Origin of the sequence: Pseudomonas sp. PA-1-6B (genome assembly GCF_021609545.1) — a bacterium.
Classification (GTDB): Bacteria; Pseudomonadota; Gammaproteobacteria; order Pseudomonadales; family Pseudomonadaceae; genus Aquipseudomonas; species Aquipseudomonas fluorescens_BV.
Genome location: NZ_WJZM01000028.1, coordinates 31,856 through 56,517, shown reverse-complemented (window position 1 = coordinate 56,517; position 24,662 = coordinate 31,856). Strand labels below are relative to the sequence as shown.

23 protein-coding genes are annotated in these 24,662 nt (G+C 60.9%); 10 read left to right on the top strand and 13 right to left on the bottom strand.

Going from position 1 to position 24,662, the window contains the following annotated elements:
- Positions 1-127: 127 nt before the first annotated feature.
- The 3 genes from GIV35_RS15050 to GIV35_RS15040 form a co-directional block, all read right to left on the bottom strand.
- The gene (locus GIV35_RS15050) at positions 128-610 is read right to left on the bottom strand and encodes a hypothetical protein (protein ID WP_054899027.1); all 483 of its coding nucleotides are present in this window, start codon (positions 608-610) and stop codon (positions 128-130) included.
- Positions 611-888: 278 nt separating this feature from the next.
- Positions 889-1,113: a hypothetical protein gene (locus GIV35_RS15045; RefSeq protein ID WP_003193022.1), complete on the bottom strand. Its 225-nt coding sequence runs from the start codon at positions 1,111-1,113 to the stop codon at positions 889-891.
- 443 nt (positions 1,114-1,556) lie between these two features.
- The gene (locus tag GIV35_RS15040) at positions 1,557-1,862 is read right to left on the bottom strand and encodes a hypothetical protein (protein WP_105227642.1); all 306 of its coding nucleotides are present in this window, start codon (positions 1,860-1,862) and stop codon (positions 1,557-1,559) included.
- A gap of 457 nt (positions 1,863-2,319) precedes the next feature.
- On the opposite strand from GIV35_RS15040, the gene GIV35_RS15035 reads away from it, so the two are divergent.
- Both GIV35_RS15035 and rmuC read left to right on the top strand, forming a co-directional pair.
- The gene (locus tag GIV35_RS15035; protein WP_034128342.1) at positions 2,320-2,643 is read left to right on the top strand and encodes a hypothetical protein; all 324 of its coding nucleotides are present in this window, start codon (positions 2,320-2,322) and stop codon (positions 2,641-2,643) included.
- A 175-nt stretch (positions 2,644-2,818) separates the two neighbouring features.
- The gene (gene rmuC / locus GIV35_RS15030; RefSeq protein ID WP_169918249.1) at positions 2,819-4,183 is read left to right on the top strand and encodes a DNA recombination protein RmuC; all 1,365 of its coding nucleotides are present in this window, start codon (positions 2,819-2,821) and stop codon (positions 4,181-4,183) included.
- A 39-nt stretch (positions 4,184-4,222) separates the two neighbouring features.
- On the opposite strand, the gene GIV35_RS15025 is transcribed toward rmuC, so the two are convergent.
- From GIV35_RS15025 to GIV35_RS15015, 3 genes are all read right to left on the bottom strand, one after another.
- Positions 4,223-7,693, bottom strand: a complete 3,471-nt coding sequence (locus GIV35_RS15025) for a hybrid sensor histidine kinase/response regulator (RefSeq protein WP_054899071.1) — start codon at positions 7,691-7,693, stop codon at positions 4,223-4,225.
- A 119-nt stretch (positions 7,694-7,812) separates the two neighbouring features.
- Positions 7,813-8,196 carry a YbaN family protein gene (locus GIV35_RS15020; RefSeq protein ID WP_019818414.1) on the bottom strand — a complete coding sequence of 128 codons (384 nt, stop codon included), beginning with the start codon at positions 8,194-8,196 and terminating at the stop codon, positions 7,813-7,815.
- 20 nt (positions 8,197-8,216) lie between these two features.
- Complete coding sequence (locus GIV35_RS15015) at positions 8,217-8,804, bottom strand: UPF0149 family protein (RefSeq protein WP_034128344.1); 588 nt, start codon at positions 8,802-8,804, stop codon at positions 8,217-8,219.
- 276 nt (positions 8,805-9,080) lie between these two features.
- Between GIV35_RS15015 and recQ the strand changes: the two genes are divergently transcribed.
- Both recQ and GIV35_RS15005 read left to right on the top strand, forming a co-directional pair.
- A complete protein-coding gene (gene recQ / locus GIV35_RS15010) occupies positions 9,081-11,210 on the top strand; it encodes a DNA helicase RecQ (protein WP_200647985.1) in 2,130 nt (709 codons plus the stop codon).
- Between the two features lie 121 nt (positions 11,211-11,331).
- Positions 11,332-11,766, top strand: coding sequence for a MarR family transcriptional regulator (locus tag GIV35_RS15005; RefSeq protein ID WP_003193007.1), 435 nt, complete (start codon positions 11,332-11,334; stop codon positions 11,764-11,766).
- Between the two features lie 123 nt (positions 11,767-11,889).
- On the opposite strand, the gene GIV35_RS15000 is transcribed toward GIV35_RS15005, so the two are convergent.
- Positions 11,890-14,079, bottom strand: a complete 2,190-nt coding sequence (locus GIV35_RS15000) for a patatin-like phospholipase family protein (RefSeq protein ID WP_200648020.1) — start codon at positions 14,077-14,079, stop codon at positions 11,890-11,892.
- Positions 14,080-14,162: 83 nt separating this feature from the next.
- On the opposite strand from GIV35_RS15000, the gene GIV35_RS14995 reads away from it, so the two are divergent.
- The gene (locus GIV35_RS14995; RefSeq protein WP_073527233.1) at positions 14,163-14,450 is read left to right on the top strand and encodes a SelT/SelW/SelH family protein; all 288 of its coding nucleotides are present in this window, start codon (positions 14,163-14,165) and stop codon (positions 14,448-14,450) included.
- A gap of 35 nt (positions 14,451-14,485) precedes the next feature.
- On the opposite strand, the gene GIV35_RS14990 is transcribed toward GIV35_RS14995, so the two are convergent.
- The 3 genes from GIV35_RS14990 to GIV35_RS14980 all read right to left on the bottom strand — a co-directional run bounded on the left by GIV35_RS14990 (position 14,486) and on the right by GIV35_RS14980 (position 16,632).
- A complete protein-coding gene (locus GIV35_RS14990) occupies positions 14,486-14,767 on the bottom strand; it encodes a hypothetical protein (protein WP_105227634.1) in 282 nt (93 codons plus the stop codon).
- A 130-nt stretch (positions 14,768-14,897) separates the two neighbouring features.
- Positions 14,898-15,782 (bottom strand): DMT family transporter, encoded by an 885-nt coding sequence (locus GIV35_RS14985; RefSeq protein WP_105227632.1) that lies wholly within the window; start codon positions 15,780-15,782, stop codon positions 14,898-14,900.
- Positions 15,783-15,882: 100 nt separating this feature from the next.
- Complete coding sequence (locus GIV35_RS14980; RefSeq protein ID WP_198716386.1) at positions 15,883-16,632, bottom strand: AraC family transcriptional regulator; 750 nt, start codon at positions 16,630-16,632, stop codon at positions 15,883-15,885.
- Between the two features lie 137 nt (positions 16,633-16,769).
- On the opposite strand from GIV35_RS14980, the gene GIV35_RS14975 reads away from it, so the two are divergent.
- Positions 16,770-17,579, top strand: a complete 810-nt coding sequence (locus GIV35_RS14975) for a UDP-2,3-diacylglucosamine diphosphatase (protein ID WP_202692222.1) — start codon at positions 16,770-16,772, stop codon at positions 17,577-17,579.
- A 176-nt stretch (positions 17,580-17,755) separates the two neighbouring features.
- Here the strand turns inward: GIV35_RS14975 and GIV35_RS14970 are convergent, their stop codons facing one another.
- The 3 genes from GIV35_RS14970 to phhA all read right to left on the bottom strand — a co-directional run bounded on the left by GIV35_RS14970 (position 17,756) and on the right by phhA (position 20,195).
- Positions 17,756-18,949: an amino acid aminotransferase gene (locus GIV35_RS14970; RefSeq protein ID WP_223023154.1), complete on the bottom strand. Its 1,194-nt coding sequence runs from the start codon at positions 18,947-18,949 to the stop codon at positions 17,756-17,758.
- Positions 18,949-19,305 (bottom strand): 4a-hydroxytetrahydrobiopterin dehydratase, encoded by a 357-nt coding sequence (locus tag GIV35_RS14965; protein WP_003192995.1) that lies wholly within the window; start codon positions 19,303-19,305, stop codon positions 18,949-18,951. Before GIV35_RS14965 ends, GIV35_RS14970 begins: the two co-directional genes overlap by 1 nt.
- A gap of 98 nt (positions 19,306-19,403) precedes the next feature.
- Positions 19,404-20,195: a phenylalanine 4-monooxygenase gene (phhA, locus tag GIV35_RS14960; RefSeq protein WP_003192992.1), complete on the bottom strand. Its 792-nt coding sequence runs from the start codon at positions 20,193-20,195 to the stop codon at positions 19,404-19,406.
- A gap of 256 nt (positions 20,196-20,451) precedes the next feature.
- On the opposite strand from phhA, the gene GIV35_RS14955 reads away from it, so the two are divergent.
- The 4 genes from GIV35_RS14955 to flgH all read left to right on the top strand — a co-directional run bounded on the left by GIV35_RS14955 (position 20,452) and on the right by flgH (position 24,660).
- Positions 20,452-22,017, top strand: a complete 1,566-nt coding sequence (locus tag GIV35_RS14955) for a sigma-54-dependent transcriptional regulator (RefSeq protein WP_198716388.1) — start codon at positions 20,452-20,454, stop codon at positions 22,015-22,017.
- A gap of 305 nt (positions 22,018-22,322) precedes the next feature.
- Positions 22,323-23,063, top strand: coding sequence for a flagellar basal body rod protein FlgF (locus tag GIV35_RS14950; RefSeq protein WP_003192988.1), 741 nt, complete (start codon positions 22,323-22,325; stop codon positions 23,061-23,063).
- Between the two features lie 62 nt (positions 23,064-23,125).
- Positions 23,126-23,911, top strand: coding sequence for a flagellar basal-body rod protein FlgG (gene flgG / locus GIV35_RS14945; protein ID WP_003192986.1), 786 nt, complete (start codon positions 23,126-23,128; stop codon positions 23,909-23,911).
- Between the two features lie 53 nt (positions 23,912-23,964).
- Positions 23,965-24,660: a flagellar basal body L-ring protein FlgH gene (flgH, locus tag GIV35_RS14940; protein WP_034126774.1), complete on the top strand. Its 696-nt coding sequence runs from the start codon at positions 23,965-23,967 to the stop codon at positions 24,658-24,660.
- Positions 24,661-24,662 lie beyond the last annotated feature (2 nt).

Sequence of the window (24,662 nt, the reverse complement as noted above, 5' to 3'; positions counted from 1 at the left end):
TCACCGCAGCGGAAAGTATCAATAAATTTCACATCGCGCTATAGGCTGTAATGCAGGAGATAGAGCGGTTTTGTAGGACAATCCGACCAAAATTGCCGTTTTTTGCCGAATCTTGCAATTTGCCCGGTCAGCAAGCTGCCTGTTTCATGGGGCTTACACAGGTTTGCCACGCTTGGGTGAAATCTCGCAGGCGGCCTTGTGGATGGAATATTTCTTTCCAGATACGCGCCATGGCCAGCACATCGCCGGGTGCGGGTAGGGCAGGGCGCTGTTGTTCCACCAGCAACCAGGCGATGGCCGTGGCGTAGCGCAGGTTCACCGTCAACTCCAACTGAGGCGCGCTGAGGAACGCATGTTGGCTGGCCAGCCCGCGCACCAGGCTGGCGCGTTCCGGGTCCAGGGCCAGGTAGTCATCCCAGAGAGCGCGGTGGCGTGGTTCGGTGATGCTGTAGAGGCCATGGCCGCGCCGGTCATGCAGCGCCGAGCCCAGTTCTGACTGGCTGGCGGCAATGCCCAGCAGCAGGGATTCGGCTGTCGAGCTGTGACGGCCGAGGTACATCAGCGTCGGCCGGATCACATAACGACACAATTCACTGGCGGCAATACCCATACGAGCCTCAGTCCTTGCAAAGGGTGGACGAGCCTGAGAAGGGGAGCTTGGCAGCAATGAATCGGATCTCAGGCCCGTCGTAAGCGGATCAGGCCGCTTGAGTTGAAGTGTAGTGTCATATTCCTGATGTAAAGGACTGTTTTTAAAACATCTTCTGCAATCGGTTATAACGTTTATATCGATTTGTACTTAGCGCCACCGACTCAAGGCCAAATTCCAGGCAATAAAAAACCCTGTTATTCAAACAGGGTTTTTGCGGTTTCAGCGACGCGGGTCGATCAGGCAGTCAGTGCCTGACGGGTACGATCGATCACGGCCTGCAGCGGTTCTGCGCTGGAGTATTGATCGGGGTACAGGCGTTCGCTGTGACGAGCGATGCCGTGTTCGTTGACCAGGGTGAAGCTGAAGCAGCCTTTGCGAGCGGCCATGATCAGGCAGTTCATTGGGGCAAAAGCGTTGGTGAGGGTGCGAATGGCATCCTGAGTGTGGATTTGAGCGTTCATATTATTGGTGTTCCTACAAATGACACGGATAAGAACCGTGCAACGTTAAAACGTTCCAGTAACGCTGATCACCATTGATCAAACGAAGAACCCGACTGGAACAAAGCAGCCAGTTTGAAGCGCTATTGAATTAGGCGCGCTTGGGCTGGCAGGTAGGTACTTAGGAGGGCAGGCAACACAACAGGGGCAAAGGTTCTGGGCCCGGGGTGAAGATCCTGATCAATTTGCAGGTTGGTTCGGTCAGAGTATTGGAACTTCGCGGCACCCTTTGCTTGTTCAAAGGCAGTGTCGTCGCAAGGAATACCTGGAAACCATCGAGGTGGCCGATCCCATGTGGTTCAGGGGACGTATTCGACCAGAATTGACTTTCAGCTTGGTACTAACGCCGCGGATAGTAACGGATTGAAACAGGGAAGGGAAGGCCGATTGCAAAAAAACTTCGATCAGCCGCCGAGCAACTCGCGATAGACCAGCACGGTCATGGACGCGGCCAGGGCGCACCCCAGCCCGTAGGCGGCGAGCGTCAATCGCAAGGACTGGCCGGTCTCGATCATGTGGATCACTTCGCGCATGTCATTGATCCTTCCGTCACTGAGTTCGATGCACAGGACCACGGCGGTAAAGGCGGCTGACAGCAAGATAGCAATGGCGAACAGTGCGCCGTCCGGAGAGGGGAGTGCGGCATTGATTCCCAGGGAGATCGCGCAGATGGCCAGTAGCAGCCCGGCGAATATCAGAATTCCTTTCATCGGCCCTACTGGTTTGCATTGTCGGTGGCGCAGTGTGGCGAGCCGAGGCGGATTTGAAAAGCCCTCGGGTTTGCCCGGTCAGTAACATGTTTAACCGGAGTTGAATCAAAAAGCGCCGACGATATAACCAGTTGATCGGGACTTGTGCACATTTGTGGCCGAGGGTGTAACCCTGCTGTCACTGATCTGCAAGTGCGCCCATTTGCCTGTAATCAAAATTTAAGTCAATGAAAAATCTCGCTTTTTTTTATTGGTGAAAAAATCGTCAGTTTGACTGCGGCCCCCGTTCCATGGGGCTTTGCGCCTGTTCAAGGGGGGTTGTCCACTGAGTTATCCACAGCTTCTGTGGATTGTCCCGAGCGCTTGCTCTAGGACGGGCGTGCACGGTTTTTTCAGCTTTACCTGTACGAAAAAAAGAGTAGAGTGGCGCGCCTTCCGTTCTGCCCCACAGTGCTTTATGAAGTTTCGCTCAGTATCACCTTCTGTTACCGACACGCCCCAAACTGTTACCGCACCCAAGCGTTTTTCCTTGAAGGTCGCTTTGTGGCTGCTCGACAGCCCGCGCCTGGGGCAGAGCACCAATATCAAGCATCTCGCCGGACGCTTGCTCAAGCAACCTGCCCGCGAAGGCGTGGTGGCCGCGCAGAGCCGTCTTGGCCAACTGATGTGCCGCGAGTGCGGAAACGCCCGTGACCGGCGCATCGGCCACGATTTGTTGCGTTCGGCTGCTCGCGCCGGCGACCGTCGCGCCCAGCGCGAACTGGGCCAGGTCGAAGACTGAGCTGTCCTCCGGCCTTAGGCTTGGTTACCCTTGATCTTTTTCGGTGATGGCAGAAATGGCTATGGTGTTTGACTGGACCAGTATCGCCTTGGGTCTTGTGGGCGCAGCCGTGCCGCTACTGGCATTGTGCTGGCAACTCCAGCGGCGCCTGACCGCACGCACCACCGGTTGGGAGCTGCTGGAGGAACGCCTGGCGACCGCACAACTGGCCCAGGAAGGGCTCGCCGCCCAACTGGACGCCAGCCGCGATGAGATCAGTGACCTGAGCCAGGCCAATGCCGCCAAACAAGCCGACCTGGCGGCGCTGCGCCGTGAAGTCGAGTTGTTGCAGATCGACCGCGATAACGCCCGCGATGCCGCGCACGCCTGGAACCTCGACCGCAGCGCCAAGGAAACCGAACTGCGTCGCCTCGACGCCTTGGCCGCTGCCCTGAGCGCCGAATTGCGCGAGCAGCAAGAGAGTCATCAGCAACGCCTCACCGACCTGCAAGGCTCACGGGACGAGCTGCGTGCACAATTTGCCGAGCTGGCCGGCAAGATTTTCGACGAGCGTGAGCAACGCTTTGCCGAAACCAGCCAGGAACGCTTGGGCCAACTTTTGGACCCGCTCAAGGAACGTATCCAGTCCTTCGAGAAGCGTGTCGAAGAAAGCTATCAGAACGAAGCCCGAGAGCGCTTTTCCCTCGCCAAAGAGCTTGAGCGCCTGCAGCAATTGAACCTGCGTCTGTCGGACGAAGCCACTAACCTGACCCGCGCCCTCAAGGGCCAGAAAACCCAGGGTAACTGGGGTGAGCTGATTCTTGAACGGGTGCTGGAGCACGCGGGCCTGGAGAAGGGCCGTGAGTACCAGACCCAGGTCAGCCTCAAAGGCCCGGATGGCGAGCGTTTCCAGCCTGACGTGCTGATCATGTTGCCCGGCGACAAGCAGGTGGTGGTCGACTCCAAGGTCAGCTTGACCGCCTATCAGCAGTACGTCGCGGCGGATGACGAGGTGATTGGCCAGGCCGCCTTGAAGCAACACGTGCTGTCCCTGCGTAATCATGTCAAAGGCTTGGCCGGCAAGGACTACAAGCGCCTGGAGGGGTTGCACAGCCTGGATTTCGTCCTGCTGTTCGTACCGATCGAGGCTGCCTTTTCTGCGGCATTGCAGGCCGAGCCCAACCTGTTCCAGGAAGCCTTCGACCGTCATATCGTAATCGTCAGCCCCACGACCTTGCTCGCCACCCTGCGCGTGATCGACAGCCTGTGGAAGCAGGAGCGCCAGAGCCAGAACGCACGAGAAATTGCCGAGCGTGCCGGTTGGCTGTATGACAAGTTCGTGCTGTTTATCCAGGACCTGGACGAAGTGGGCAACCGGCTACAACAGTTGGACAAGGCCTACAGCGCGGCGCGCAACAAGCTGACGGATGGGCGTGGGAACCTGGTCAGCCGTACCGAGCAACTCAGGTTGCTCGGTGCCCGCGCCAGCAAGAGCTTGCCGGCGGATCTGCTGGAGCGGGCGATGACCGATTCGGATGGCGTGGCGCATCTCCCGGAATAAATAAATACCTGAATTGTGAATAGATCGAATACAGCCCCGTTACAGGGGCAGATGTCTGCTCAATAGCGCCCGCAACGCCGCCGGCTTCACCGGCTTGGCCAAGTAGTCCAACCCCGCCCCATGCACCTCGGCCACCATCTCCGGTCGCCCATCGGCACTGATCACTACGCCGGGAATCGGCTCGGCCAGTTGCGCACGCAGCCAGCCCATCAACTCGGTACCGGTTTCGCCGTGGTCCAGGTGGTAATCCACCAACGCCAGTTGCGGGCGGATGCCCTCGGCCAGCAATGCCGCGCATTCGGCCTGGTTGGCGGCCGTCCAGACTTCACAGCCCCAGCGCGTGAGCAGGCTGCGCATGCCGATCAGGATGCTGTCTTCGTTATCCACACACAGCACGCGTGCGCCACTCAAGGGCAGGCCGGTTTCTGCGGGCGCCTTGGGTTGCACGCTGGTCTGGTTACGGGCCAGCGGCACGCACACGCTGAAGACGCTGCCTTTGCCCGGCCAGGAGCGCACGCTCAGGCGATGGCCCAGCACGCGGCACAGGCCGTCGGCAATCGCCAGGCCCAGCCCCAGGCCCTTTTCGGCACGGGTCTGGTGACTGTCCAGGCGCTTGAACTCTTCGAAGATCACCTTTTGTTTATCGGGCGCAATACCAGGGCCGCGATCCCAGACCTCCAGGCAGAGCTCGCCCTTGCGACGACGTACGCCCAGCAGCACTGGGCCGTCGGCATAACGGAAGGCATTGGTCAGAAAATTCTGCAAAATCCGTCGCAGCAGCTTGATGTCGCTGTCCACTCGCAAACGGCTGCCGCGCCAGCGGAAGCGCAAGTGTTGCTCCTGGGCCAGCGCCTTGAATTCTGCGCCCAGGGTGTCGAACAGCTCGTTGAGGACAAAGGGCTGGCGTTGTGGGTTGATCTTGCCGTTTTCCAGGCGCGAAATGTCCAGCAAATCGCTGATCAGGTCTTCGGCCGAGCGCAGTGAGCTATCCAGATGCTGCACCAACTGCCGTGCCTCGCCGGACAGGCCATCGGTCTGGTGGGAGAGGGCGGCGGAAAACAACCGCGCAGCGTTCAGCGGTTGCATCAGGTCATGGCTCACGGCCGCCAGGAACCGCGTCTTCGACTGGCTGGCGGATTCGGCCACGCCCTTGGCGTCGGTGAGGGCCACGTTCAGTTGCGACAGTTCATGGGTGCGCTCGGTCACCCGCTGCTCCAGGCCCTCATTGGCCTCGGTCAGCGCTTGTTCGGCTTCGCGGAAGGCGGTGATGTCGGTGAAGCTCATGACAAACCCGCCGCCGGGCATCGGGTTGCCGATCAACTCGATCACCCGGCCATTGGGGAACAGGCGCTCGGAGGTGTGCGCACGCCCCTGGCGCATCCAGTGCAGGCGACGCGCCACGTGCACCTGCGCTTCACCGGGGCCACACAGGCCGCGCTCGGCGTTGTAGCGAATGATGTCTGCAATGGGCCGGCCGACGCTGATCAAGCCGTCCGGGTAGTTGAACAGTTCCAGGTAGCGCCGGTTCCAGGCCACCAGCTTGAGCGACTGGTCCACCACGCTGATGCCCTGGGTGATGTTCTCAATGGCACCTTGCAACAGAGCGCGGTTGAACTGCAGCACTTCCGAGGCTTCGTCGGCGATACGGACCACGTCCTCGAGTTGCATTTCCCGCCCTTCAATCGCCGCTTTCACCACCGCCCGCGTCGAGGAGGCTCCGAGTACGCCGGCCAGCAAGCGTTCGGTGTGGGCGATCCAATCGTTATCGGCATTCTGGTTGGGGTTGAAGCCTTTGCCCTGGCGATAGGCGAAGCGAATAAAACTCTGCTGGGCCCGTTCTTCCCCGACGAAGCGTGCCGCCAGGCTGAGCAGGTCGCTGATCTGCACCGACAGCATGGAGCGCGCACTCGCACGCTGGCTGATTTCCTGGCCGATAAAACGGCCTGCCTGCCAGTGCTCGGAAACCCGTGTGCGCGACAACATCGACACCCACACGAAGAGAGTGAAGTTACCTGCCAGGGAGAACACGGTGCCCAGGGTCAGCGAGGTGACCGACAGCCCGAACGGGTGGGAGTGCATCCAGGTCAGGCCGGGGAAAAGGTTGAGCGACCAGCCCAGACTTTTCGCCGTCACTGGCAAGACCAACGTGTAGAACCACAGGAAAGTACCGGCGGCCAAACCGGCAAAGACCCCCCGCCGGTTGGCCTGCTTCCAATAGAGGGCGCCGAGCATCGCCGGGGCCAGTTGGGTCACAGCGGCAAAAGCGATCTGGCCGATGGTCGCCAGGCTGGCGGTGGAGCCCAGCAAGCGGTAGCTCACGTACGCCAGCAGCAGGATGATCACAATGCTCACCCGGCGAACCGACAGCATCCAGTGACGGAAGACTTCGAATGGCCGCTCGGCGCTGGATCGGCGCAACAGCCAGGGCAGCAGCATGTCGTTGGAAACCATGGTCGACAAGGCGATGCTCGCCACGATGACCATGCCAGTGGCCGCCGATGCACCGCCAATGAATGCCAGCACGGCGAGGGCAGGATGGGCCTCGGCCATTGGCAGGCTGATCACATAGGAGTCCGGCAGCACCGAGCTGGGCAACAGCATCTTGCCGCCCAGGGCGATGGGCACCACGAACAGTGCCGCGAGGATCAAATAAGCCGGGAACACCCACTTGGCCAGGCGCAAATCCTGGGGGTCGATGTTCTCCACCACCGTCACATGGAATTGTCGCGGCAGGCAGATGATCGCCATCATGGCGACGCCGGTCTGTACCACCATCGAAGGCCAGTTGATGGTCTCTTTCCAGTATTCCTCAAGGCGCGGGGCGAGCATGGCCTGGCTGAACAGATCGCCGAAACCGTCGTACAAGCCGTAGGTGACAAACGCACCGACGGCGAGAAAAGCGAACAGCTTGACCAGCGACTCAAAGGCAATCGCCAGCACCATGCCGCGGTGGTGTTCGGTGGCGTCGAGGTTGCGTGTACCGAACACGATGGTAAACAGCGCCAATACCAGCGACACAATCAAGGCCGTGTCCTGGGCGCGGGTGCCGGTGGTGTCGGGGCCGGCGCCGATCAGCAGGTTCACGCCCAGCACGATGCCTTTGAGCTGCAACGCGATATAGGGCAGCACGCCGACCAGGCAGATCAACGCCACCACCACCGCCAGGGACTGGGATTTGCCGTAGCGGGCGGCGATAAAGTCGGCGATTGAGGTGATGTTTTCCTGCTTGCTGATCAGGATCATCTTCTGCAGCACCCAGGGTGCCAGCACCAGCAGCAGCACAGGTCCCAGGTAGATCGGCAAGAATGCCCACAGCTGTTCGGCCGCTTGGCCTACGGCGCCGAAGAAGGTCCAACTGGTGCAATACACCGCCAGCGACAGGCTATACACCCAGGCACGCACGCGCGGCGGCAGCGGCGCATGGCGGCGGTCACCGTAAAAGGCGATGGCAAACATAGTGGCCATATAGGCCAGGGCAACGGCGGCGATCAGCCCGCTGGACAGCGTCATGGTAACTCCGAGCATAAGAACACCCGGGCATTCCAGGCCCGGTTGGACAGTCTCGCATGATGCCTGGTGTTAGTCAGTGTCGACCAAGGTCGTGTGGGATCGAATGTCGCAGGCGGCGCTCAGCGTGGCGGCAGGGTTTTCTGGCGCAGGATGTAGATCGTCACCAGCACCGCACTGGTTAGCATAAAGCCCCGTGCCCATGGCAGTGGCACCAGGTAGCAGGAAATCGAGATGCTCAGCCACATCAAGCCGATGGCGTAGACCTTGCCTTTGAGCGGGATGCCATTGCCGTCGAGGTAATCGCGCACCCAGGGCCCCAGGCGCGGGTGTTCCACCAGCCAGTGGTAGAAGCGCGGGGAGCTGCGAGCGAAGCAGGCGGCGGCGAGTAGCAGGAAGGGTGTGGTCGGCAGTACCGGCAGGAAAATACCGATGACTCCCAGCGCTACGCTTAGCCAGCCGATGGCCAGCAGCGCATAGCGCAGGAGCAGTGGACGGTTGCCCATGGGTTCCACGGGCAAGCGACTCAGTGGTGACGTGGCTTGAGGATCGCCGGTTTTTCGTCAGGCGCGTTGCACAGCAGGTACAGCGCGGTCAGGGCTTCCGGGATCTGCACGATCATGTCGTCCATCAGGTTGGCGTCGGCGGCGATGTCGGAGAACTCTGCTTCTTCTTCGAACAGGCCCGAACCGACCATGATCGGCAGCAGCATTTCGCTGACTTCTTCTTCGGCGGTTTCGAACCAGGCGGCTTCGCGCAGGAATACGCCTTCCATGAAACCGATGCACCAGCCGCGCAGGTCGGAGTCATCCGGATCGTCGCCCAGGTCCAGCTCGCACGGCAACTCGAACTCTTCGTCGGAGGCCAGTTGGCGCGCGATGTGGGCCTTGAGGGCGATCAGGGTGGATTCGATTTCTTCGCGATGGGCGGCGTCGCTGTAATGAGGCTCTTCAGCGAACAGCGCGTCGATCCATTCACGGTCCGGGACGGGGTCGGAGCAGATCGACAGGGCGGTCAGGTAGCCGTGGGCGGCCACGTAGTCCAGCGCCTCGTCATGCAGCTCATCGGCGTCGAGGAAGGCTTGCAGGCGGGTTAGTTGCTCAGCGAAGGACATTGAAGGGCTACCTTGGGAATAAACGATGCTGAATTCTAGGCTTTCTTGAGCGCCCAGGCCAGCCGCACGGCATATTTGCCCGGTTTTAGCCTGGTGCGTCTATTCGTCAGTCGCGCCCTTTGGTGGATAACGCTCGGGTATACTGCCGCGTTTTGTGATGCCCCTGCAGGCCCAGCGCCAATCCGGGAAAACTTCGCTTACGGATTATTTTTCGTGAGCGCGGATATTTTCGGCCAGCCTGTATTGAGGGATTTCGGCACCATTTTGGAGTTTTACATGCTCGAGCAGGCTCAACGCGTCCTCAAGGACATCTTCGGCTACGACAGTTTTCGTGGCCGCCAGGGTGCGATCATTGAGCGCGTGGCCAGTGGCGGCGATGCCCTGGTGCTGATGCCTACCGGTGGCGGCAAGTCGCTGTGCTTCCAGGTGCCGGCGCTGTTGCGCAATGGCCTGGCCGTGGTGGTGTCGCCGCTGATTGCGTTGATGGACGACCAGGTCGCCACCCTTGAAGAACTCGGTGTCGCCGCCGCGTCGTTGAACTCCACCCTCAGCGCCGAGCAGCAGCGCGACCTGGCTGCACGCATTAAGCGGGGCGAGGTTAAAATGCTTTACCTTGCGCCGGAGCGTCTGGTGCAGCCACGCATGCTGGCCTTTTTGCAGAGCCTTGAGATCGCTCTGTTCGCCATCGACGAAGCCCACTGTGTGTCGCAATGGGGCCACGATTTCCGCCGCGAATACCTGCAGCTTGGCCAATTGGCAGAACTGTTTCCCGATGTGCCGCGTATCGCCCTGACCGCCACCGCCGACAAGCGCACCCGCGAAGAGATCGTCGAGCGCCTGCATTTGCAGAACGCCGAGCGCTTCCTGTCGAGTTTTGACCGGCCCAATATTTTCTACCGCATCGTGCCCAAGGAGCAGCCGCGCAAGCAGTTGCTGGCGTTCCTGTCCGAGCGGCGCAGTGACGCGGGCATTGTGTATTGCCTGTCGCGCAAGAAAGTCGACGAGGTCGCGGCGTTCCTCTGTGAACAAGGCTACCCGGCGCTGCCTTACCATGCCGGGCTGCCCAATGAAACGCGATCAGCGCACCAGAAACGCTTCCTGAACGAGGAAGGCCTGATCATGGTGGCGACCATTGCCTTTGGCATGGGCATCGACAAATCCAATGTGCGTTTCGTGGCGCACATGGATCTGCCCAAGTCCCTTGAGGCTTATTACCAGGAAACCGGGCGTGCCGGCCGCGATGGCCTGCCGGCGGATGCCTGGATGGTCTACGGCCTGCAAGACGTGGTGATGCTCAAGCAGATGCTGCAGAACTCCGAGGGCGACGAGCGCCACAAGCGCCTGGAGCAGCACAAGCTCGATGCCATGCTGTCGTTGTGCGAAGAGACCCGCTGCCGCCGCCAGACCCTGCTGGCGTATTTTGACGAAGACATGCCTGAGCCCTGCGGCCACTGCGATAACTGCATCGACGGCGTGCAAACCTGGGACGCCACCGAACCGGCGCGCCAGGCGTTGTCGACGATCTATCGCACCGGCCAGCGTTATGGCGTGGGCCATCTGGTGGATGTTCTGCTGGGCAAGGACAACGAAAAAATCCGCAGCTTCGGCCACGAAAAACTCTCGGTGTACGGTGTCGGTAAAGCTCGCGCCGAAGGTGAGTGGCGTTCGCTGTTTCGCCAGATGGTTGCCCGTGGGCTTGTCGACATCGATATCGAAGGCTACGGCGGGCTGCGCCTGAATGACAGTTGCCGGCCGTTGCTCAAGGGCGAAGTGAGCCTCCAGCTGCGCCGTGACCTCAAGCCGCAGACCACCGCCAAAAGCAGCAGCACCAGCCAGGCCAGCCAACTGGTGCGGGGTGAAGAGCGCGAACAATGGGAAGCCTTGCGCACCCTGCGGCGCAAACTGGCGCAGGAGCACAGCGTGCCACCCTACGTTATCTTCCCCGACTCCACCTTGCTGGAGATGCTCCGCGAGCAGCCCACCACCATGGCCGAGATGGCTCGGGTCAGCGGTGTGGGCGCACGCAAACTGGAGCGCTACGGCCAGGCCTTCCTGGAAGTGCTCGGCGGCCAGGCCGAAGCGCCGAAGGAAATCGCCGATATTCGCCACGAACTGATCAGCCTGGCCCGTGCCGGCATGACCCCGATCCAGATCGCAGGCCAACTGCAATGCTCGGAAAAAAACGTGTACACCTTGCTCGCCGAAGCCATCGGCAAGCAGCAATTGTCCCTGGAGCAGGCCCTTGATTTACCTGAGGATTTGCTCGGTGAAATCCAGGACGCCTTTCTCGATGGAGAAGGCGAATTGCCAGCTGTCACCGAAATTGCGCCGTTGTTTACCGGGCGTGTTCCGGAAGGCGTTTTGTACTGCGTGCGTGCCGCTTTGCAGTCTGAATTCGAAATTTAGTGTGCCAATTACGACAATGTAACGAATCAGTACATAGCGGGCCTTGCCTATGGGCAGGGCTCATGCTTAGCTGACTAATAATTAGCCATACTTTATTTTCAGTCTTAAACACGAGTTTTTTATGCCGTTAACCGATCAACACCGTTTTGGCATGCAGTTGGCGCAAATGTCGCGAGGTTGGCGCGCCGAACTGGACCGCCGCCTGGCGGGGCTGGGCTTGTCCCAGGCGCGCTGGTTGGTGCTGCTGCACCTGGCCCGTTTTGTCGAAGCACCCACCCAGCGTGAATTGGCCCAAAGTGTCGGCGTGGAAGGGCCCACCCTGGCTCGCCTGCTCGACAGCCTGGAAGGCCAGGGCCTGGTGCAACGCCAGGCCGTAGTGGAAGACCGTCGTGCCAAACGTATCCTGCTGTGCGACACCGCCCAACCGTTGATCGACCAGATCGAAACCATTGCCACGGCGTTGCGCCATGAATTGTTCGTGGGCGTGAATGAAGAAGACCTGCGGGTGTGCATGCGGGTGCATGAGCACATCCTGGCGAACCTGGAAAAGTCCTGATCTAAATAATGTGAGAGCTGGCTTGCCTGTGATGACGGACATTCAGTCAAGTGATTAGCTGACTACTGACGCACCGCTATCGCAGGCAAGCCAGCTCCCACATTGGGTTTCGTGTTCGGCTTCTTAGAACGTCTGGCCCAGGTTCAAGTACACCGCCTTCTGATTATCATCATTGAACCCATAGCTGAAATTCAGCGGGCCCAAGGGTGTGTCAAACCCCAGGAAAATACTCGCGGCGTTGATATAGCCGCTGTCGAACTCGTTATCGTTGTTCCACGCCCGGCCCCGCTCCAGGGATGCACCCAGGTACAACGGGAAGTCCAGCGGCAGGTAAGAGCGTGGGGTGAGCCTGCGGAAGTACACCGCGCGCATGAGGCTGATGTTCTGCCCCGAAATCGCATCCTGGCGGAAGCCCGACAATTGCCGTGCGCCCCCCAGCAGGAAGCTGGAAATCACCACATCCGAATTATCCAGTGTGCGACCGTAACGACCGCCCAGTATCAAGGTGTCCGGCCCGTGGCTCATGGCCTTGTCCAGCTTGAATTCCCACTGGCGATAGCGCTGGTCGGAGCCCAGACCGGGTTCGAATTCGCGAAAGGCCAGGCCTATGTCTTCGCCACTGTGGGGGAAGTACACGTTGTCCAGGGAGTCGAAGGAGTATTTGAGTTCATAGAAACCTTCGCTGAAGCTCACGCTCGGCAGGTCGCGGTCACCAATGCGCACGTCCGCCTTGCCCCAGGCTTCGCCCACGCCAAAGCGGATCTCGCCGCTGTTGCCGATCTGCCGGCCCACATTCAGACCAAAGCCATAGCGTTCCAGGCGGTATTCGGAGATGGGGTCGTTGTCCAGGATCAGCTCGACGTTCTGTGCCTCGGCCCTGATGTAGGGGGCCACAAAGTAGCGTGAGCCGGTGTCCATGGGTTGGTAGAACTCGCTGTAGAGCTCCTGCCGATCACCAATCTGCACCCGTGTGAGCCATTCTGCGCCGAGGCGGTTGATGCCATTCACACGGTAACTGGCGCCGAGGTTGAAGGCGCTATCACCGCGCATGTCATCCGAGAGGTTCAAGCCCAGGCGCAGGTAGTCGGTGCCGCTGCGCTTGCCGCGTGCGCTGATCACCAGGGTGTTGTCCTGGCCCTTTTTCACTACGCGGTATTGCACCTGCTCGAAGTAATCCAGGCCGTACAGGGTGCCCATGTCCGATTGCAGGCGGCCCAGATTCAAAGGTTCTCCCAGGCCCTGGCGAATGTAGTAGCGGATAACGTCATCGCTGACCTTCGAGTCGTTCTCCACCTGGATCGCGGTGATCACCGGGGTGCGTTCGCCCGGTGTGCGCGCGGCTACCAGGTCGGCGTCGATGGGGTCGGCAGGGCGCAGGTGTGCCAGGCGTACGTCGAGGACACGGGTGGCGCGGTAGCCAGCGTCGATCATGTCCTTGGCGCGGCCAAAGTCGGTGACGCCATAAGCGGCCAGCGGTGGTTGGATCAACACATCCTTGGGGTTCAGGGCCTTGAGCTGCTCTTCGGAGTTGCGCCGGGTCATCAGGGTGATGGACTGGTTGAGCACATCCACCACGGTGGCCAGTTGCTTGCGCGAGCGTAGCGGGGTGCCGATGTCGACCACGATGGCGATATCGACGCCCATCTCCCGCGCCACGTCCAACGGAATGTTGTCGGTCATGCCGCCATCTACCAGCAGGCGGCCATCCAGCTCCACCGGGGCGAACACCGCGGGGATCGACATGCTGGCGCGTATCACCTGGGGCAGGTGGCCTTTGCTGAACACCACTTTTTCGCCGGTGGTGATGTCGGTGGCCACGGCGCGGAATGGGATCGGCAGCTTGTCGAAATTACGTGTGTTGCTGCTGTGGGCGAACATGCTTTCCAACAGCAGTGCCAGGTTCTGGCCCTGGATCACGCCCAGCGGCAGGCCTAGGCTGCCATCGTCGCGGAAACTGAGTTTTTGTTTGACCAGGAAATCCCGGTCATCCTGTTTGCGCCGAAACGGTACGTCTTCACGTGGTGGCGCGTCGGACAGGGCCTGCTGCCAGTCGATACCCAGCGCCAACTTCTCCAGCTCGTCGATCTTGTAGCCTGACGCGTACAACCCGCCAATCACCGCGCCCATGCTGGTGCCGGCAATCGCATCGATATGAATACCTTGCTCCTCAAGCGCCTTGAGCACACCGATATGCGCCAGGCCACGGGCGGCCCCGCCGGACAGCACCAGGCCGATTTTCGGGCGGGGCGCTTCTACCGCGTCGGCAAGTAGGGGGACAAGGCACAGGAACAGGCAAGACAGCAGGCGGCGCATCATCAATCTCGTGGCTGGGCGACAAAGGCCGCTATTATAGCCACCCGATTCGCTGAGCCTGTTACGCCAGGAGCCGCTTAATGATGTCTGCATGCAAACCCGAGATCGTTATCACCTATTGCACCCAGTGCCAGTGGTTGCTGCGCGCCGCGTGGCTGGCCCAGGAGCTACTCAGCACCTTTGCCGATGACTTGGGGCGCGTGGCACTGGAACCGGCCACCGGCGGGGCCTTTCGCATTACCTGCGATGGCGTGCAGATTTGGGAGCGCAAGGCCGATGGCGGTTTTCCCGAGGCCAAGGTGCTCAAGCAACGAGTGCGCGACCAGATTGATCCCGAGCGCGACCTGGGCCATAACGATCGTACGCAATGAAGGTCACCGCCACTGGAGGACGGTGACCCCTCTCGCTATTTGGCGGCGAGTTTTTGCTTGATAAACCCGACCACCCACGTCAGCACCAACCCACCGACACCACCGCCGACAATATTGCTGCCAACCGCGGCCATATCCAGCGCTTCGCCGCTGGTGGTGCCCGTAAGTGCGGCGACAACCTGGCCCAGCACGAGGCCACCGACCCCGCCGAGGAAAGTATTGAGTCCGGTCCCCAGACCTTGTTTGGTCATGCCAGCGATGTTGCCGCCGACGGCACCACTGATAATCTGAACCAGCAAGCTGATGAGCATTTCCATGATGAAGCTCCTGCATCGCATTGAGGGATGACCACTCGCTTGCAGCAACTTCAGAAAACACCATGGCTGTCGTCGAGGAGTCTTTATCCGTTGAACGACTACAGACTGTTGCGGACGTTTAAAGTATAGATCAGGCTGTGGCTGCCGGCTGTTTGGCCTGGCTGGCGCTGCCCATCAGGCCGGAGAGCACGATGGCGACGATGATCAAGGCGCCGCCCAGCAGCATGCGCAGGGTCGGGGTTTCGGCAAACAACAGCCAGGCCACGGTGATGCCGTAGACGGGTTCCATGGCAAACACCACCGACGCGGTGCGCGCCTTGATCACCGCGAGGCTGGCGACAAACAGGCTATGGGCCAGGCCGGTACAGAACACCCCCAGCAGTCCGATCCACAGCCAATCTATCCCACGTACATCCGCCAACCCCGGCGCGGCTACGGGCAGCAGGCACGCGGCGACCACGACGTTCTGGCACAGCGCGGCCTGTACCGCTGGAATTCGCCCGGAACTGGCGCGATTGTTCAACGACAACAACGAGAACAACAGGCCCGAGGCGATCCCCCAGAGCAGCCCGCCGGTGGCTTGGCTGGCGAGGTCGAAATCGGGGGTGACCAGCACCAGGCCAACGGTAACAAGGGCGACCAGCAGCACTTCATTGGGCCGAATACGCTCGCGGAAAATCAGCCCCTCAAGGATCACCGTAAAGGCCGGAAACGCGGTGAACCCCAGGGTCGCCACGGCCACGCCGGCGACTTTGACGGCGATAAAGAACGTCACCCAATGGGCAGCCAACAACACACCGCTGACCAGCAGCCGGCGCCAGTCACGCATCTCCAGTTTTTTCCAGGGAGCGTTGCTGGCAAAGCGCGCAAAGACCGCCAGTGCCAGCACGGCAAACGCCGCCCGGCCAAATACGATGATGGCGGGGGAGGCCGCCGCCAGCTTGCCGAACACGCCAGTGAGGCCAAACATCAATGCGCCGATATGCAGGGCGCCAAGGGCTGAGCGGGGAGTCATTGCGATCCTTGATCCAACAGGGGGTGAGAGCCTCGCAGTCTAGAGGGTTGGCGGGTGGGCGTCTGTCGCGGGTGGGGTGATTTTTAGCGCAAGACTCTTGCTAGCCCGCTCGACGCAACGCACCGGGCGAGGCGCCAAACGCCCGAAGCATGGCCGCGCAAAATGCACTTTGCGAGGCGTAGCCGACGCGCTCGGCAATCTCGCCGATGGGCAGGGAGGTTTCGCGTAAAAGCCTGAGCGCCATGTGCAAGCGGCGACTGCGTAGATAGTCCATCGGCGTTTGCCCGCACTCAGCCATAAACCGTGCATGCAGGCGCGGCACGGACAAGTCGGCAATTCGCGCCAGGTCGGCCACCTGGAGCGGACGCGCCGCATGGCGCTCGATATGGGTATTGAACGCGGCATAAGGCAGGCGCCGGCCAGGCAGCGGTTGGGCCTGAGGGTGGTTGAGGCTGGCCAGTAACAACACGGCACCTTGCTGGACGATCAGCGGGTCGTGCACCGGGCTTTGTGCCAGCCATTGCACCAACTGGTGTTGCCGGGCATCCAGCGCCAGGCGCGCGGGTTGGTCGAGCAAGCGGCGGCTGGCATCGGCATGTTCGCCCAAGGATTGCACCACCCAGTGCTCGGTCGGCACATCCAGCACCAGGCAGCGGCTGCCATCGCGGCTGAAGCAGGCGTGGTGGGCGGAGAAGGGCAGCACCATCACGCTGCTTTCGCGCACCTGGCTGCCACGGCCATCGACTTCCAGGTCCAGGTGCCCGGAAAGGCCGAACACCAACTGCGCATGGTCATGGTAGTGGGCAATGGGCGCTTCGAGGTAGTGGCGTAGCGTGAGGGTCGGGCTCATCGCGGTCTCCAGGGCGGCAAGCCGTCAGTCTACAACGCTTGGCGGGCCGCGGGCGCTGTCATCAGACTGACGCACGCTTGTCATGGGCTATTAATCGCCAAGGCGCAAGCTCGCCAAAACAGCGTCGAGGGATGCCCATGACCCGTGCCGAGTTCACCAAGCCCAGCCGCAAGCAACGGGTGCGAACCCTGTGGATTTCCGACGTGCACCTGGGCACTCGGGATTGCCAGGCCGAACACCTGTCGCACTTTCTCAAGGGCTACCACGCCGACAAGGTCTACCTGGTCGGTGACATCATCGACGGCTGGAAACTGCGCGGCGGCATGTATTGGCCTCAAGCCCATACCAACGTAATCCGGCGCCTGCTGACCATGGCCAAGCGTGGCACCGAGGTGATCTATGTCACCGGCAACCATGACGAGTTCCTGCGCCGCTATTCCAAGCTGATCCTGGGCAATATCCAATTGGTCGATGAGGCTGTGCACGTCACCGCCGATGGCCGCCATTTGCTGGTGATTCATGGCGACCAGTTTGATGTGATCACGCGCTATCACCGCTGGCTCGCCTTCCTCGGCGACTCGGCCTACGAATTCACCCTGACGCTGAACCGCTGGCTGAACCACTGGCGTGCGCGGTATGGCTACGGTTATTGGTCGCTGTCGTCGTACCTGAAACACAAGGTCAAGACGGCGGTGAGTTTTATCAGCGATTTCGAAGAGGCGATCGCCCACGAGGTGACCAAACGGGAATTGCACGGGGTGGTGTGCGGGCATATTCACCATGCCGAGATTCGCAAGGTGGGCGAGGTGGATTACCTCAACTGCGGGGACTGGGTGGAGTCGTGCACGGCATTGATCGAGCACTGGGATGGGCATATCGAGTTGTATCGGTTGGCGGATGCGCAGGCCAAAGAGGCACTGCTAAAGGCCGAAATGGTCGCTGGCTGAACCTGTGGCGAGGGAGCTTGCTCCCGTGACGGCCTGACAGCCGACGCTGATCTACCTGACACCCCGCGATTCAAATGTGGGAGCGGGCTTGCCCGCGATGGCGGCGGGTCAGGCAATTAATCTGCAACTGAACCACCGCCATCGCAGGCAAGCCACACACAGTTAATCCTGTTGCTTCAGTTGGAAACGTCGGCGATGGCTTGAGCCAGCAACGTCAAGCGCGTCGCATCAACCCCAGCCACGTTAGCCCGCCCCGAACTGACCATATACACACTGTGCTTTTCGCGCAGTTGCTTGACCTGCTCGGCACTCAAGCCGGTATAGGAAAACATCCCACGCTGCGCGCCGATATGTGCGAATTTCTCGGCCAGGCCATGGGGCGCAAGCGCTTCCACCAATCCTGCGCGCAAATGGGCGATCCGCGAACGCATGGCCTCGACTTCCTCGCTCCACTGCTTTTTCAACCGTGCATCACCGAGGATGGTCGCCACCACGGCGGCACCGTGATCCGGCGGTGTCGACCACAGGTTGCGAGCGATATTCGCCAGTTGGCTACGCACATCGGTGAGCTTTTCAGCATCCGCCGCACACACGATCAATGCACCCACGCGGTCGCGATACAGGCCGAAGTTTTTCGAGCACGAACTGGTGATCAGCACTTCCGGTAGCTCGGCGGCAAACAGGCGCACCGCCCAGGCGTCCTGCTCCAGGCCATCGCCAAAGCCCTGGTAGGCAAAGTCGATCAGTGGCAGCAACTGGCGTTCCCGCACGATCTGCAACACCTGGCGCCAGTCATCCTGAGACAGGTCAAAGCCGGTCGGGTTATGGCAGCACGCGTGCAGCAGCACCACGTCACCCTTGGGTACCGTGGACAGGGTTGCCAGCATCGCCGTCACGTCCAGGCGGTTGTCACTGCCCACGTAAGGGTAATGACTGACCTTGAGCCCGGCCTTGGCAAAAATGGTTTCGTGGATCGGCCACGTCGGGTTGCTCAGCCACACGCCACGGCCCGGCAGGCTGTGGGCGATAAAGTCGGCACTCAAGCGCAGGGCGCCGGTGCCGCCTGGGGTTTGCGTGGCGCCAGCGCGGCGGTCACGCAGCAAGGCCGAGTCGGCGCCGAGCACCAGTTGGCTGATCAGGCTGCCAAAGGCCGCATCGCCATGGCCACCGATATAGGTTTTGGTCACTTGAGTGTCGACCAGGCGCTGTTCCGCCAGCTTCACCGAGTGAGGAATCGGCGTGAGGCCTTGGTCGTCCTTATAGACACCTACGCCCAGGTCGAACTTGTTCGGGTTGGCGTCCTGGGTATACAGGTCCATCAGCCCGAGGATCGGGTCGCCGGGCACGCGGTCGATGGCATCGAAATGCATTACTTGCGGCCCTCGGCAGTCTTGGCCACTTCGTCGGTGCGCGCGGCCATGATGAAGTCGTTGCGGTGCAGACCCTTGATAGAGTGGCTCCACCAGGTCACGGTGACTTTGCCCCACTCGGTGAGCAGGCCTGGGTGATGGCCTTCGGCTTCGGAGATTTCACCCATGGCGTTGGTGAAGGCCAGGGCGAATTTGAAGTTCTTGAACAGGAAAACCTTTTCCAGCTGCATCACGCCGTCGCGCACTTCGATGTTCCAGTCAGGGATCTGCTTGATCAGCACCGGCAGTTCTTCATCGCTGACTTGCGGGGCATCGGCGCGGCAGGCTTCGCAGTGGGCTTGGTTCAAGGTGGTCATGGAAGGTGTCCTGAATTCGAATGATTGAAGGTCAGTGGCGTTACCCTAAAGCAACGCGGGGCCAGGGAACAGACTCACCTGGCCTTAAAACGCAAGGTTCACGCGGCTTTGGGCTTGGGTGGGAATTTCGGTGCGTGCAGACCCAACTGCATACCGCGCTCGACCATGCCCATGATGTCCTCCTGCGCCACGTCGAACAGGCGCTTGAGTTCGGGCAAGACGAAGTACAACGGTTGCAGGATGTCGATGCGATAGGGGGTGCGCATCGCTTCCAGCGGATCAAAGGCCTGGTGCTCAGGCTCGTCCGACAGGCAATACACACTTTCTTTAGGCGACGACAGAATGCCGCCACCGTAGATACGCCGGCCCTGGGGCGTGTCCACCAGGCCGAACTCGATAGTCATCCAGTACAGGCGCGCCAGGTACACCCGTTGCTCCTTGGTGGCCGCCAGGCCGAGCTTGCCGTAGGTGTGGGTGAATTCAGCGAACCAGGGGTTGGTCAGCAGCGGGCAGTGGCCAAAGATCTCGTGAAAAATATCCGGCTCTTGCAGGTAGTCCAATTCTTCACGGGTGCGAATAAAAGTCGCCACCGGAAACTGCTTGCTGGCCAGTAATTCAAAAAAGGTCTGGAAGGGGATCAGCGCCGGCACGCGGGCGACTTGCCAGCCGGTGGTGTCGGCCAGCACCTTGTTGATTTCGCCCAACTGGGGAATGCGGTCCAGAGGCAGGCCGAGCTTGTCGATACCGTCCAGGTATTCCTGGCAGGCGCGGCCCTCGATCACTTTCAATTGGCGAGTGATCAGGGTGTTCCACACCGCATGTTCTTCTGGCGGGTAGTGGATAAAACCTTGCGCATCGGGCTCGCGGGCCACGTAGTGCGTCTGCTTCATACGGCTCTCCTGCTAGGCATTCGTTCTTGTTATGTCCTGGGATGCTCCTATTGATAACCGGATAGGCGCCGGTTTCCATCAGCCTTAACGGACTAGCGTAGGAAAAATTACCGATTATCGTAAAGTATTCGTTACGAGAGGCCCGCTCGTCGCAGCCATGGGCTGGGAAAAGTCACCGCGCTGTCACATAATCTTGACGACTATCTGCGCCCGGCGACAAAAAGACGCGGCGCCTACTCCCTTTTCGAGTCTTTCCATGCGTATCAAAGTGCACTGCCAGAACCGCATCGGCATCCTGCGGGACATCCTCAACCTGCTGGTGGAGTACGGCGTCAACGTCGCCAAGGGCGAAGTCGGCGGCGAGCACGGCAATGCCATCTACCTGTTCTGCCCCAACCTGGTGAACATGCAATTCCAGGCGTTGCGCCCGCAGTTCGAGGCGATTGCCGGGGTGTTCGGGGTCAAGCGGGTAGGGCTGATGCCCAGTGAGCGGCGGCATATGGAGCTCAATGCGTTGCTCGGCGCCCTGGAGTTCCCGGTGCTGTCCATTGATATGGGCGGCTCCATCGTGGCCGCCAACCGTGCGGCGGCGCAGTTGCTTGGCGTACGGGTGGATGAAGTGCCGGGGATTCCCCTGTCGCGTTACGCCGAGGATTTCGACCTGCCGGAACTGGTGCGCGCCAGCAAATCGCGAATCAATGGCCTGCGGGTCAAGGTCAAGGGCGACGTATTTCTGGCGGACATCGCGCCCCTGCAATCCTCCGAGCACGATGACAGTGAAGCCATGGCCGGCGCCGTGCTCACCCTGCACCGTGCCGACCGTGTCGGTGAGCGTATCTATAACGTGCGCAAGCAAGAGCTGCGCGGTTTCGACAGCATCTTCCAGAGCTCCAAGGTCATGGCCGCAGTGGTACGTGAAGCGCGACGCATGGCGCCCCTGGATGCGCCACTATTAATAGAAGGCGAAACCGGCACCGGCAAGGAGCTGTTGGCCCGGGCCTGCCACTTGGCCAGCCCGCGCGGGCAGTCGCCGTTGATGGCGCTCAACTGCGCGGGGTTGCCCGAGTCGATGGCCGAGACCGAACTGTTTGGCTACGGCCCCGGCGCATTTGAAGGGGCGCGGGCGGAAGGTAAGTTGGGCCTGCTTGAGCTGACGGCGGGCGGTACCTTGTTTCTCGATGGCGTGGGAGAAATGAGCGCGCGCTTGCAGGTCAAGCTGCTGCGCTTTCTGCAGGACGGTTGTTTTCGCCGGGTGGGCAGTGATGAAGAGGTGTACCTGGACGTGCGGGTGATCTGCGCGACCCAGGTAGATTTGTCGGAACTCTGCGCCCGGGGTGAGTTTCGTCAGGACCTTTATCACCGGCTGAATGTGCTGTCGTTGCATATCCCGCCGTTGCGCGAATGCCTGGATGGCCTTGCGCCGTTGGTCGAGCACTTTCTCGACCAGGCCAGTCGGCAGATCGGTTGCCCACTGCCCAAGCTTGCACCTGCGGCCATGGACAAGCTCAGCCACTACCACTGGCCGGGCAATGTGCGGCAGCTGGAAAACGTGCTGTTCCAAGCGGTGTCGTTGTGCGAAGGCGGCACGGTCAAGGTTGAGCATATTCGCTTGCCCGATTATGGCGTGCGTCAGCCGCTGGGCGATTTTTCCCTGGAGGGTAGCCTGGAGGATATCGTCGGGCGCTTTGAAAAGGCGGTGTTGGAAAGCCTGTACGCCGAACACCCGAGCAGTCGCCAGTTGGGCAAGCGCCTGGGGGTGTCGCACACCACCATTGCCAACAAACTGCGTGATTACGAAGTGCTCAAGGCCGCTCGCAGTTAAAACGGTGGGAGCTGGCTTGCCTGCGATGGCGGACTGTCAGTTGGCATATCAGTGCCTGCCCAACCGCTATCGCAGGCAAGCCAGCTCCCACATTTGATCTCTACCGGTTTGAGGGCCGGTGTTTGCCGCAGGCGGCAGTAGTCCGCCGTTTTTTCGACTGTTTCTCCCCTGCCAATTTCACATACCTCCACGAAACCCCCGCCGAGCCTGGGTTTGCGCCTCTTTTGAAAAGTTGGTTCGCAAATTGCTTAAGCCTCCTCAGTACAGCGGTGGGCGGCAAGCGTCCGTCAGAAAGAGGATAGAGCGTGGACAAGTACCTTTATGTGGCAATGACCGGCGCCAGCCAGAATGCACTGGCGCAGAAGGCCCATGCCAACAATCTGGCGAACATTTCCACCAACGGCTTTCAGCGCGACCTGGAACAGGCGCGTTCGATGCCGGTGTTCGGTGACAGCTTTCCGGCGCGGGCGTTTGCCATGACCGAACGTCCGGCTACCGACTTTTCACCGGGCGCGATGATCGAGACCGGCCGCGACCTGGACGTAGCCGTCAGCGGCGACGGATGGATGGCGGTGCAAACCCCGGATGGCGGCGAAGCCTACGTGCGCAGCGCCAGCATGAACGTGGATGCCCTGGGCGTGCTGCGTGCCGGCAACGGTATGCCGATCATGGGCAACGGTGGCCCGATCGCCGTGCCGCCCCAGCAGAAAATCGAAGTGGGTTCGGACGGCACTATCAGCATCCGCGCCATGGGCGAAGGCCCGCGGGTGATGGCTGAAGTGGACCGTATCAAGATGGTCCAGCCTGACCTCAAGAACATGACCAAGGGCCTGGACGGCACCATCCACACCAAGGATGGCCAACCGGCCCAGGCCGACGCGAACGTGCGGCTGACCTCGGGTTTCCTGCAGGCGAGCAACGTCAATGCCGTGGAAGAAATGACCGCGGTGCTGGCGCTGGCCAAGCAGTTCGAGCTGCATATCAAGATGATGAACAGCGCTAAAGAAGACGACCAGGCCATGACGCGCGTCATGCAGATGAGCTGATCCAAGCCCATTAACTAATTTGCAACGCAGCGCCAACCATCCGGCGCACGAAGGAGAACAGCATGCTTCCGGCTCTATGGGTTGCCAAGACAGGCCTGTCCGCCCAGGACACCAACCTGACGACCATTTCCAACAACCTGGCAAACGTGTCGACCACGGGCTTCAAACGTGACCGCGCCGAGTTCCAGGACTTGCTCTATCAGATCAAGAAGCAACCGGGCGCCCAATCGACCCAGGACAGCGAACTGCCGTCGGGCCTGCAACTGGGTACCGGTGTGCAGATCGTCGGCACCCAGAAAAACTTCAGCGCCGGCAACCTGCAGCAAACCGGCCAGCCCCTGGACATGGCGATCAACGGCCGGGGCTTTTTTCAAGTGCTGCAACCGGATGGCACCACTTCTTACACCCGTGACGGCACCTTCCACCTGGACTCCAACGGCCAGATCGTGACCGCCAACGGTTTCGCCCTGGAGCCTGCTGTCGTGGTGCCGCCCGACGCCAAGACCTTCACCGTCGGCAACGACGGCACCGTGTCCATCACCGTCGCTGGCAACCCAGCGTCCCAGGTGATCGGCAACCTGCAAACCGCCGACTTCATCAACCCGGCCGGCCTGCAGGCCATGGGCAACAACCTGTTCCTGGAAACCGCCTCCAGTGGCGCGCCGCAAATCGGCACCCCTGGCTTGAACGGCTTCGGCACCACGCTGCAAAGCACTCTGGAAACCTCCAACGTCAGCACCGTTGAGGAGATGGTCAACATGATCACCACCCAGCGCGCCTACGAGATGAACTCCAAGGTGATTTCCACCGCCGACCAGATGCTTTCGTTCGTTACGCAGAATCTGTAATCAAGTCTATGGGGCGCCCTTGAGGGTGCCTGCAACACCGTGAGGTTAGGGTCATGAATCGCTATGTTTGTGTGTTGGCATTGAGTGGGATCGCCGTGCTTGCGGGCTGTGTCGCCCCCACGCCAAAGCCCAATGACCCGTACTACGCGCCGGTGTTGCCACGCACGCCGCTGCCGGCGGCGGCCAACAATGGCTCGATCTACCAGGCCGGTTTTGAGCAGAACCTGTACAGCGACCGCAAGGCGTTCCGGGTCGGTGACATCATCACCATCACCCTGAACGAGAAGACCCAGGCCAGCAAGAACGCCAACTCGCAGATCGGCAAGAACAGCAAGACCAGCATCGGCTTGACCTCGCTGTTCGGCGGCGGCCTGAACACCAACAACCCACTGGGCGGTGGTGACCTGAGCCTGGACGCCGGCTACAGCGGCGACCGCGCCACCAACGGCAAGAGCGCGGCCGGGCAGGGCAACAGCCTGACCGGTTCGATCACCGTGACCGTCGCCGATGTATTGCCCAACGGCATCATTGCCGTGCGCGGTGAAAAGTGGATGACCCTCAACACCGGCGACGAGCTGGTGCGCATCGCCGGCATGGTCCGCGCCGATGACATCTCCACCGACAACACCGTGCCGTCGACGCGCATTGCCGATGCACGCATTACCTACTCGGGCACCGGTTCGTTCGCCGATGCGAGCCAGCCGGGCTGGTTCGACCGCTTCTTCCTCAGCCCGCTGTTCCCTTTCTAGGT

What these genes read in the sequence shown, in the direction of transcription:
- GIV35_RS15050 (WP_054899027.1), bottom strand. Translation starts at nt 610, where the DNA reads ATGGGTATTGCCGCCAGTGAATTGTGTCGTTATGTGATCCGGCCGACG.
- GIV35_RS15045 (WP_003193022.1), bottom strand. Translation starts at nt 1,113, where the DNA reads ATGAACGCTCAAATCCACACTCAGGATGCCATTCGCACCCTCACCAAC.
- GIV35_RS15040 (WP_105227642.1), bottom strand. Translation starts at nt 1,862, where the DNA reads ATGAAAGGAATTCTGATATTCGCCGGGCTGCTACTGGCCATCTGCGCG.
- GIV35_RS15035 (WP_034128342.1), top strand. Translation starts at nt 2,320, where the DNA reads ATGAAGTTTCGCTCAGTATCACCTTCTGTTACCGACACGCCCCAAACT.
- GIV35_RS15025 (WP_054899071.1), bottom strand. Translation starts at nt 7,693, where the DNA reads ATGACGCTGTCCAGCGGGCTGATCGCCGCCGTTGCCCTGGCCTATATG.
- GIV35_RS15020 (WP_019818414.1), bottom strand. Translation starts at nt 8,196, where the DNA reads ATGGGCAACCGTCCACTGCTCCTGCGCTATGCGCTGCTGGCCATCGGC.
- GIV35_RS15015 (WP_034128344.1), bottom strand. Translation starts at nt 8,804, where the DNA reads ATGTCCTTCGCTGAGCAACTAACCCGCCTGCAAGCCTTCCTCGACGCC.
- recQ (WP_200647985.1), top strand. Translation starts at nt 9,081, where the DNA reads ATGCTCGAGCAGGCTCAACGCGTCCTCAAGGACATCTTCGGCTACGAC.
- GIV35_RS15005 (WP_003193007.1), top strand. Translation starts at nt 11,332, where the DNA reads ATGCCGTTAACCGATCAACACCGTTTTGGCATGCAGTTGGCGCAAATG.
- GIV35_RS15000 (WP_200648020.1), bottom strand. Translation starts at nt 14,079, where the DNA reads ATGCGCCGCCTGCTGTCTTGCCTGTTCCTGTGCCTTGTCCCCCTACTT.
- GIV35_RS14995 (WP_073527233.1), top strand. Translation starts at nt 14,163, where the DNA reads ATGTCTGCATGCAAACCCGAGATCGTTATCACCTATTGCACCCAGTGC.
- GIV35_RS14990 (WP_105227634.1), bottom strand. Translation starts at nt 14,767, where the DNA reads ATGGAAATGCTCATCAGCTTGCTGGTTCAGATTATCAGTGGTGCCGTC.
- GIV35_RS14985 (WP_105227632.1), bottom strand. Translation starts at nt 15,782, where the DNA reads ATGACTCCCCGCTCAGCCCTTGGCGCCCTGCATATCGGCGCATTGATG.
- GIV35_RS14980 (WP_198716386.1), bottom strand. Translation starts at nt 16,632, where the DNA reads ATGAGCCCGACCCTCACGCTACGCCACTACCTCGAAGCGCCCATTGCC.
- GIV35_RS14975 (WP_202692222.1), top strand. Translation starts at nt 16,770, where the DNA reads ATGACCCGTGCCGAGTTCACCAAGCCCAGCCGCAAGCAACGGGTGCGA.
- GIV35_RS14970 (WP_223023154.1), bottom strand. Translation starts at nt 18,949, where the DNA reads ATGCATTTCGATGCCATCGACCGCGTGCCCGGCGACCCGATCCTCGGG.
- GIV35_RS14965 (WP_003192995.1), bottom strand. Translation starts at nt 19,305, where the DNA reads ATGACCACCTTGAACCAAGCCCACTGCGAAGCCTGCCGCGCCGATGCC.
- phhA (WP_003192992.1), bottom strand. Translation starts at nt 20,195, where the DNA reads ATGAAGCAGACGCACTACGTGGCCCGCGAGCCCGATGCGCAAGGTTTT.
- GIV35_RS14955 (WP_198716388.1), top strand. Translation starts at nt 20,452, where the DNA reads ATGCGTATCAAAGTGCACTGCCAGAACCGCATCGGCATCCTGCGGGAC.
- flgG (WP_003192986.1), top strand. Translation starts at nt 23,126, where the DNA reads ATGCTTCCGGCTCTATGGGTTGCCAAGACAGGCCTGTCCGCCCAGGAC.
- flgH (WP_034126774.1), top strand. Translation starts at nt 23,965, where the DNA reads ATGAATCGCTATGTTTGTGTGTTGGCATTGAGTGGGATCGCCGTGCTT.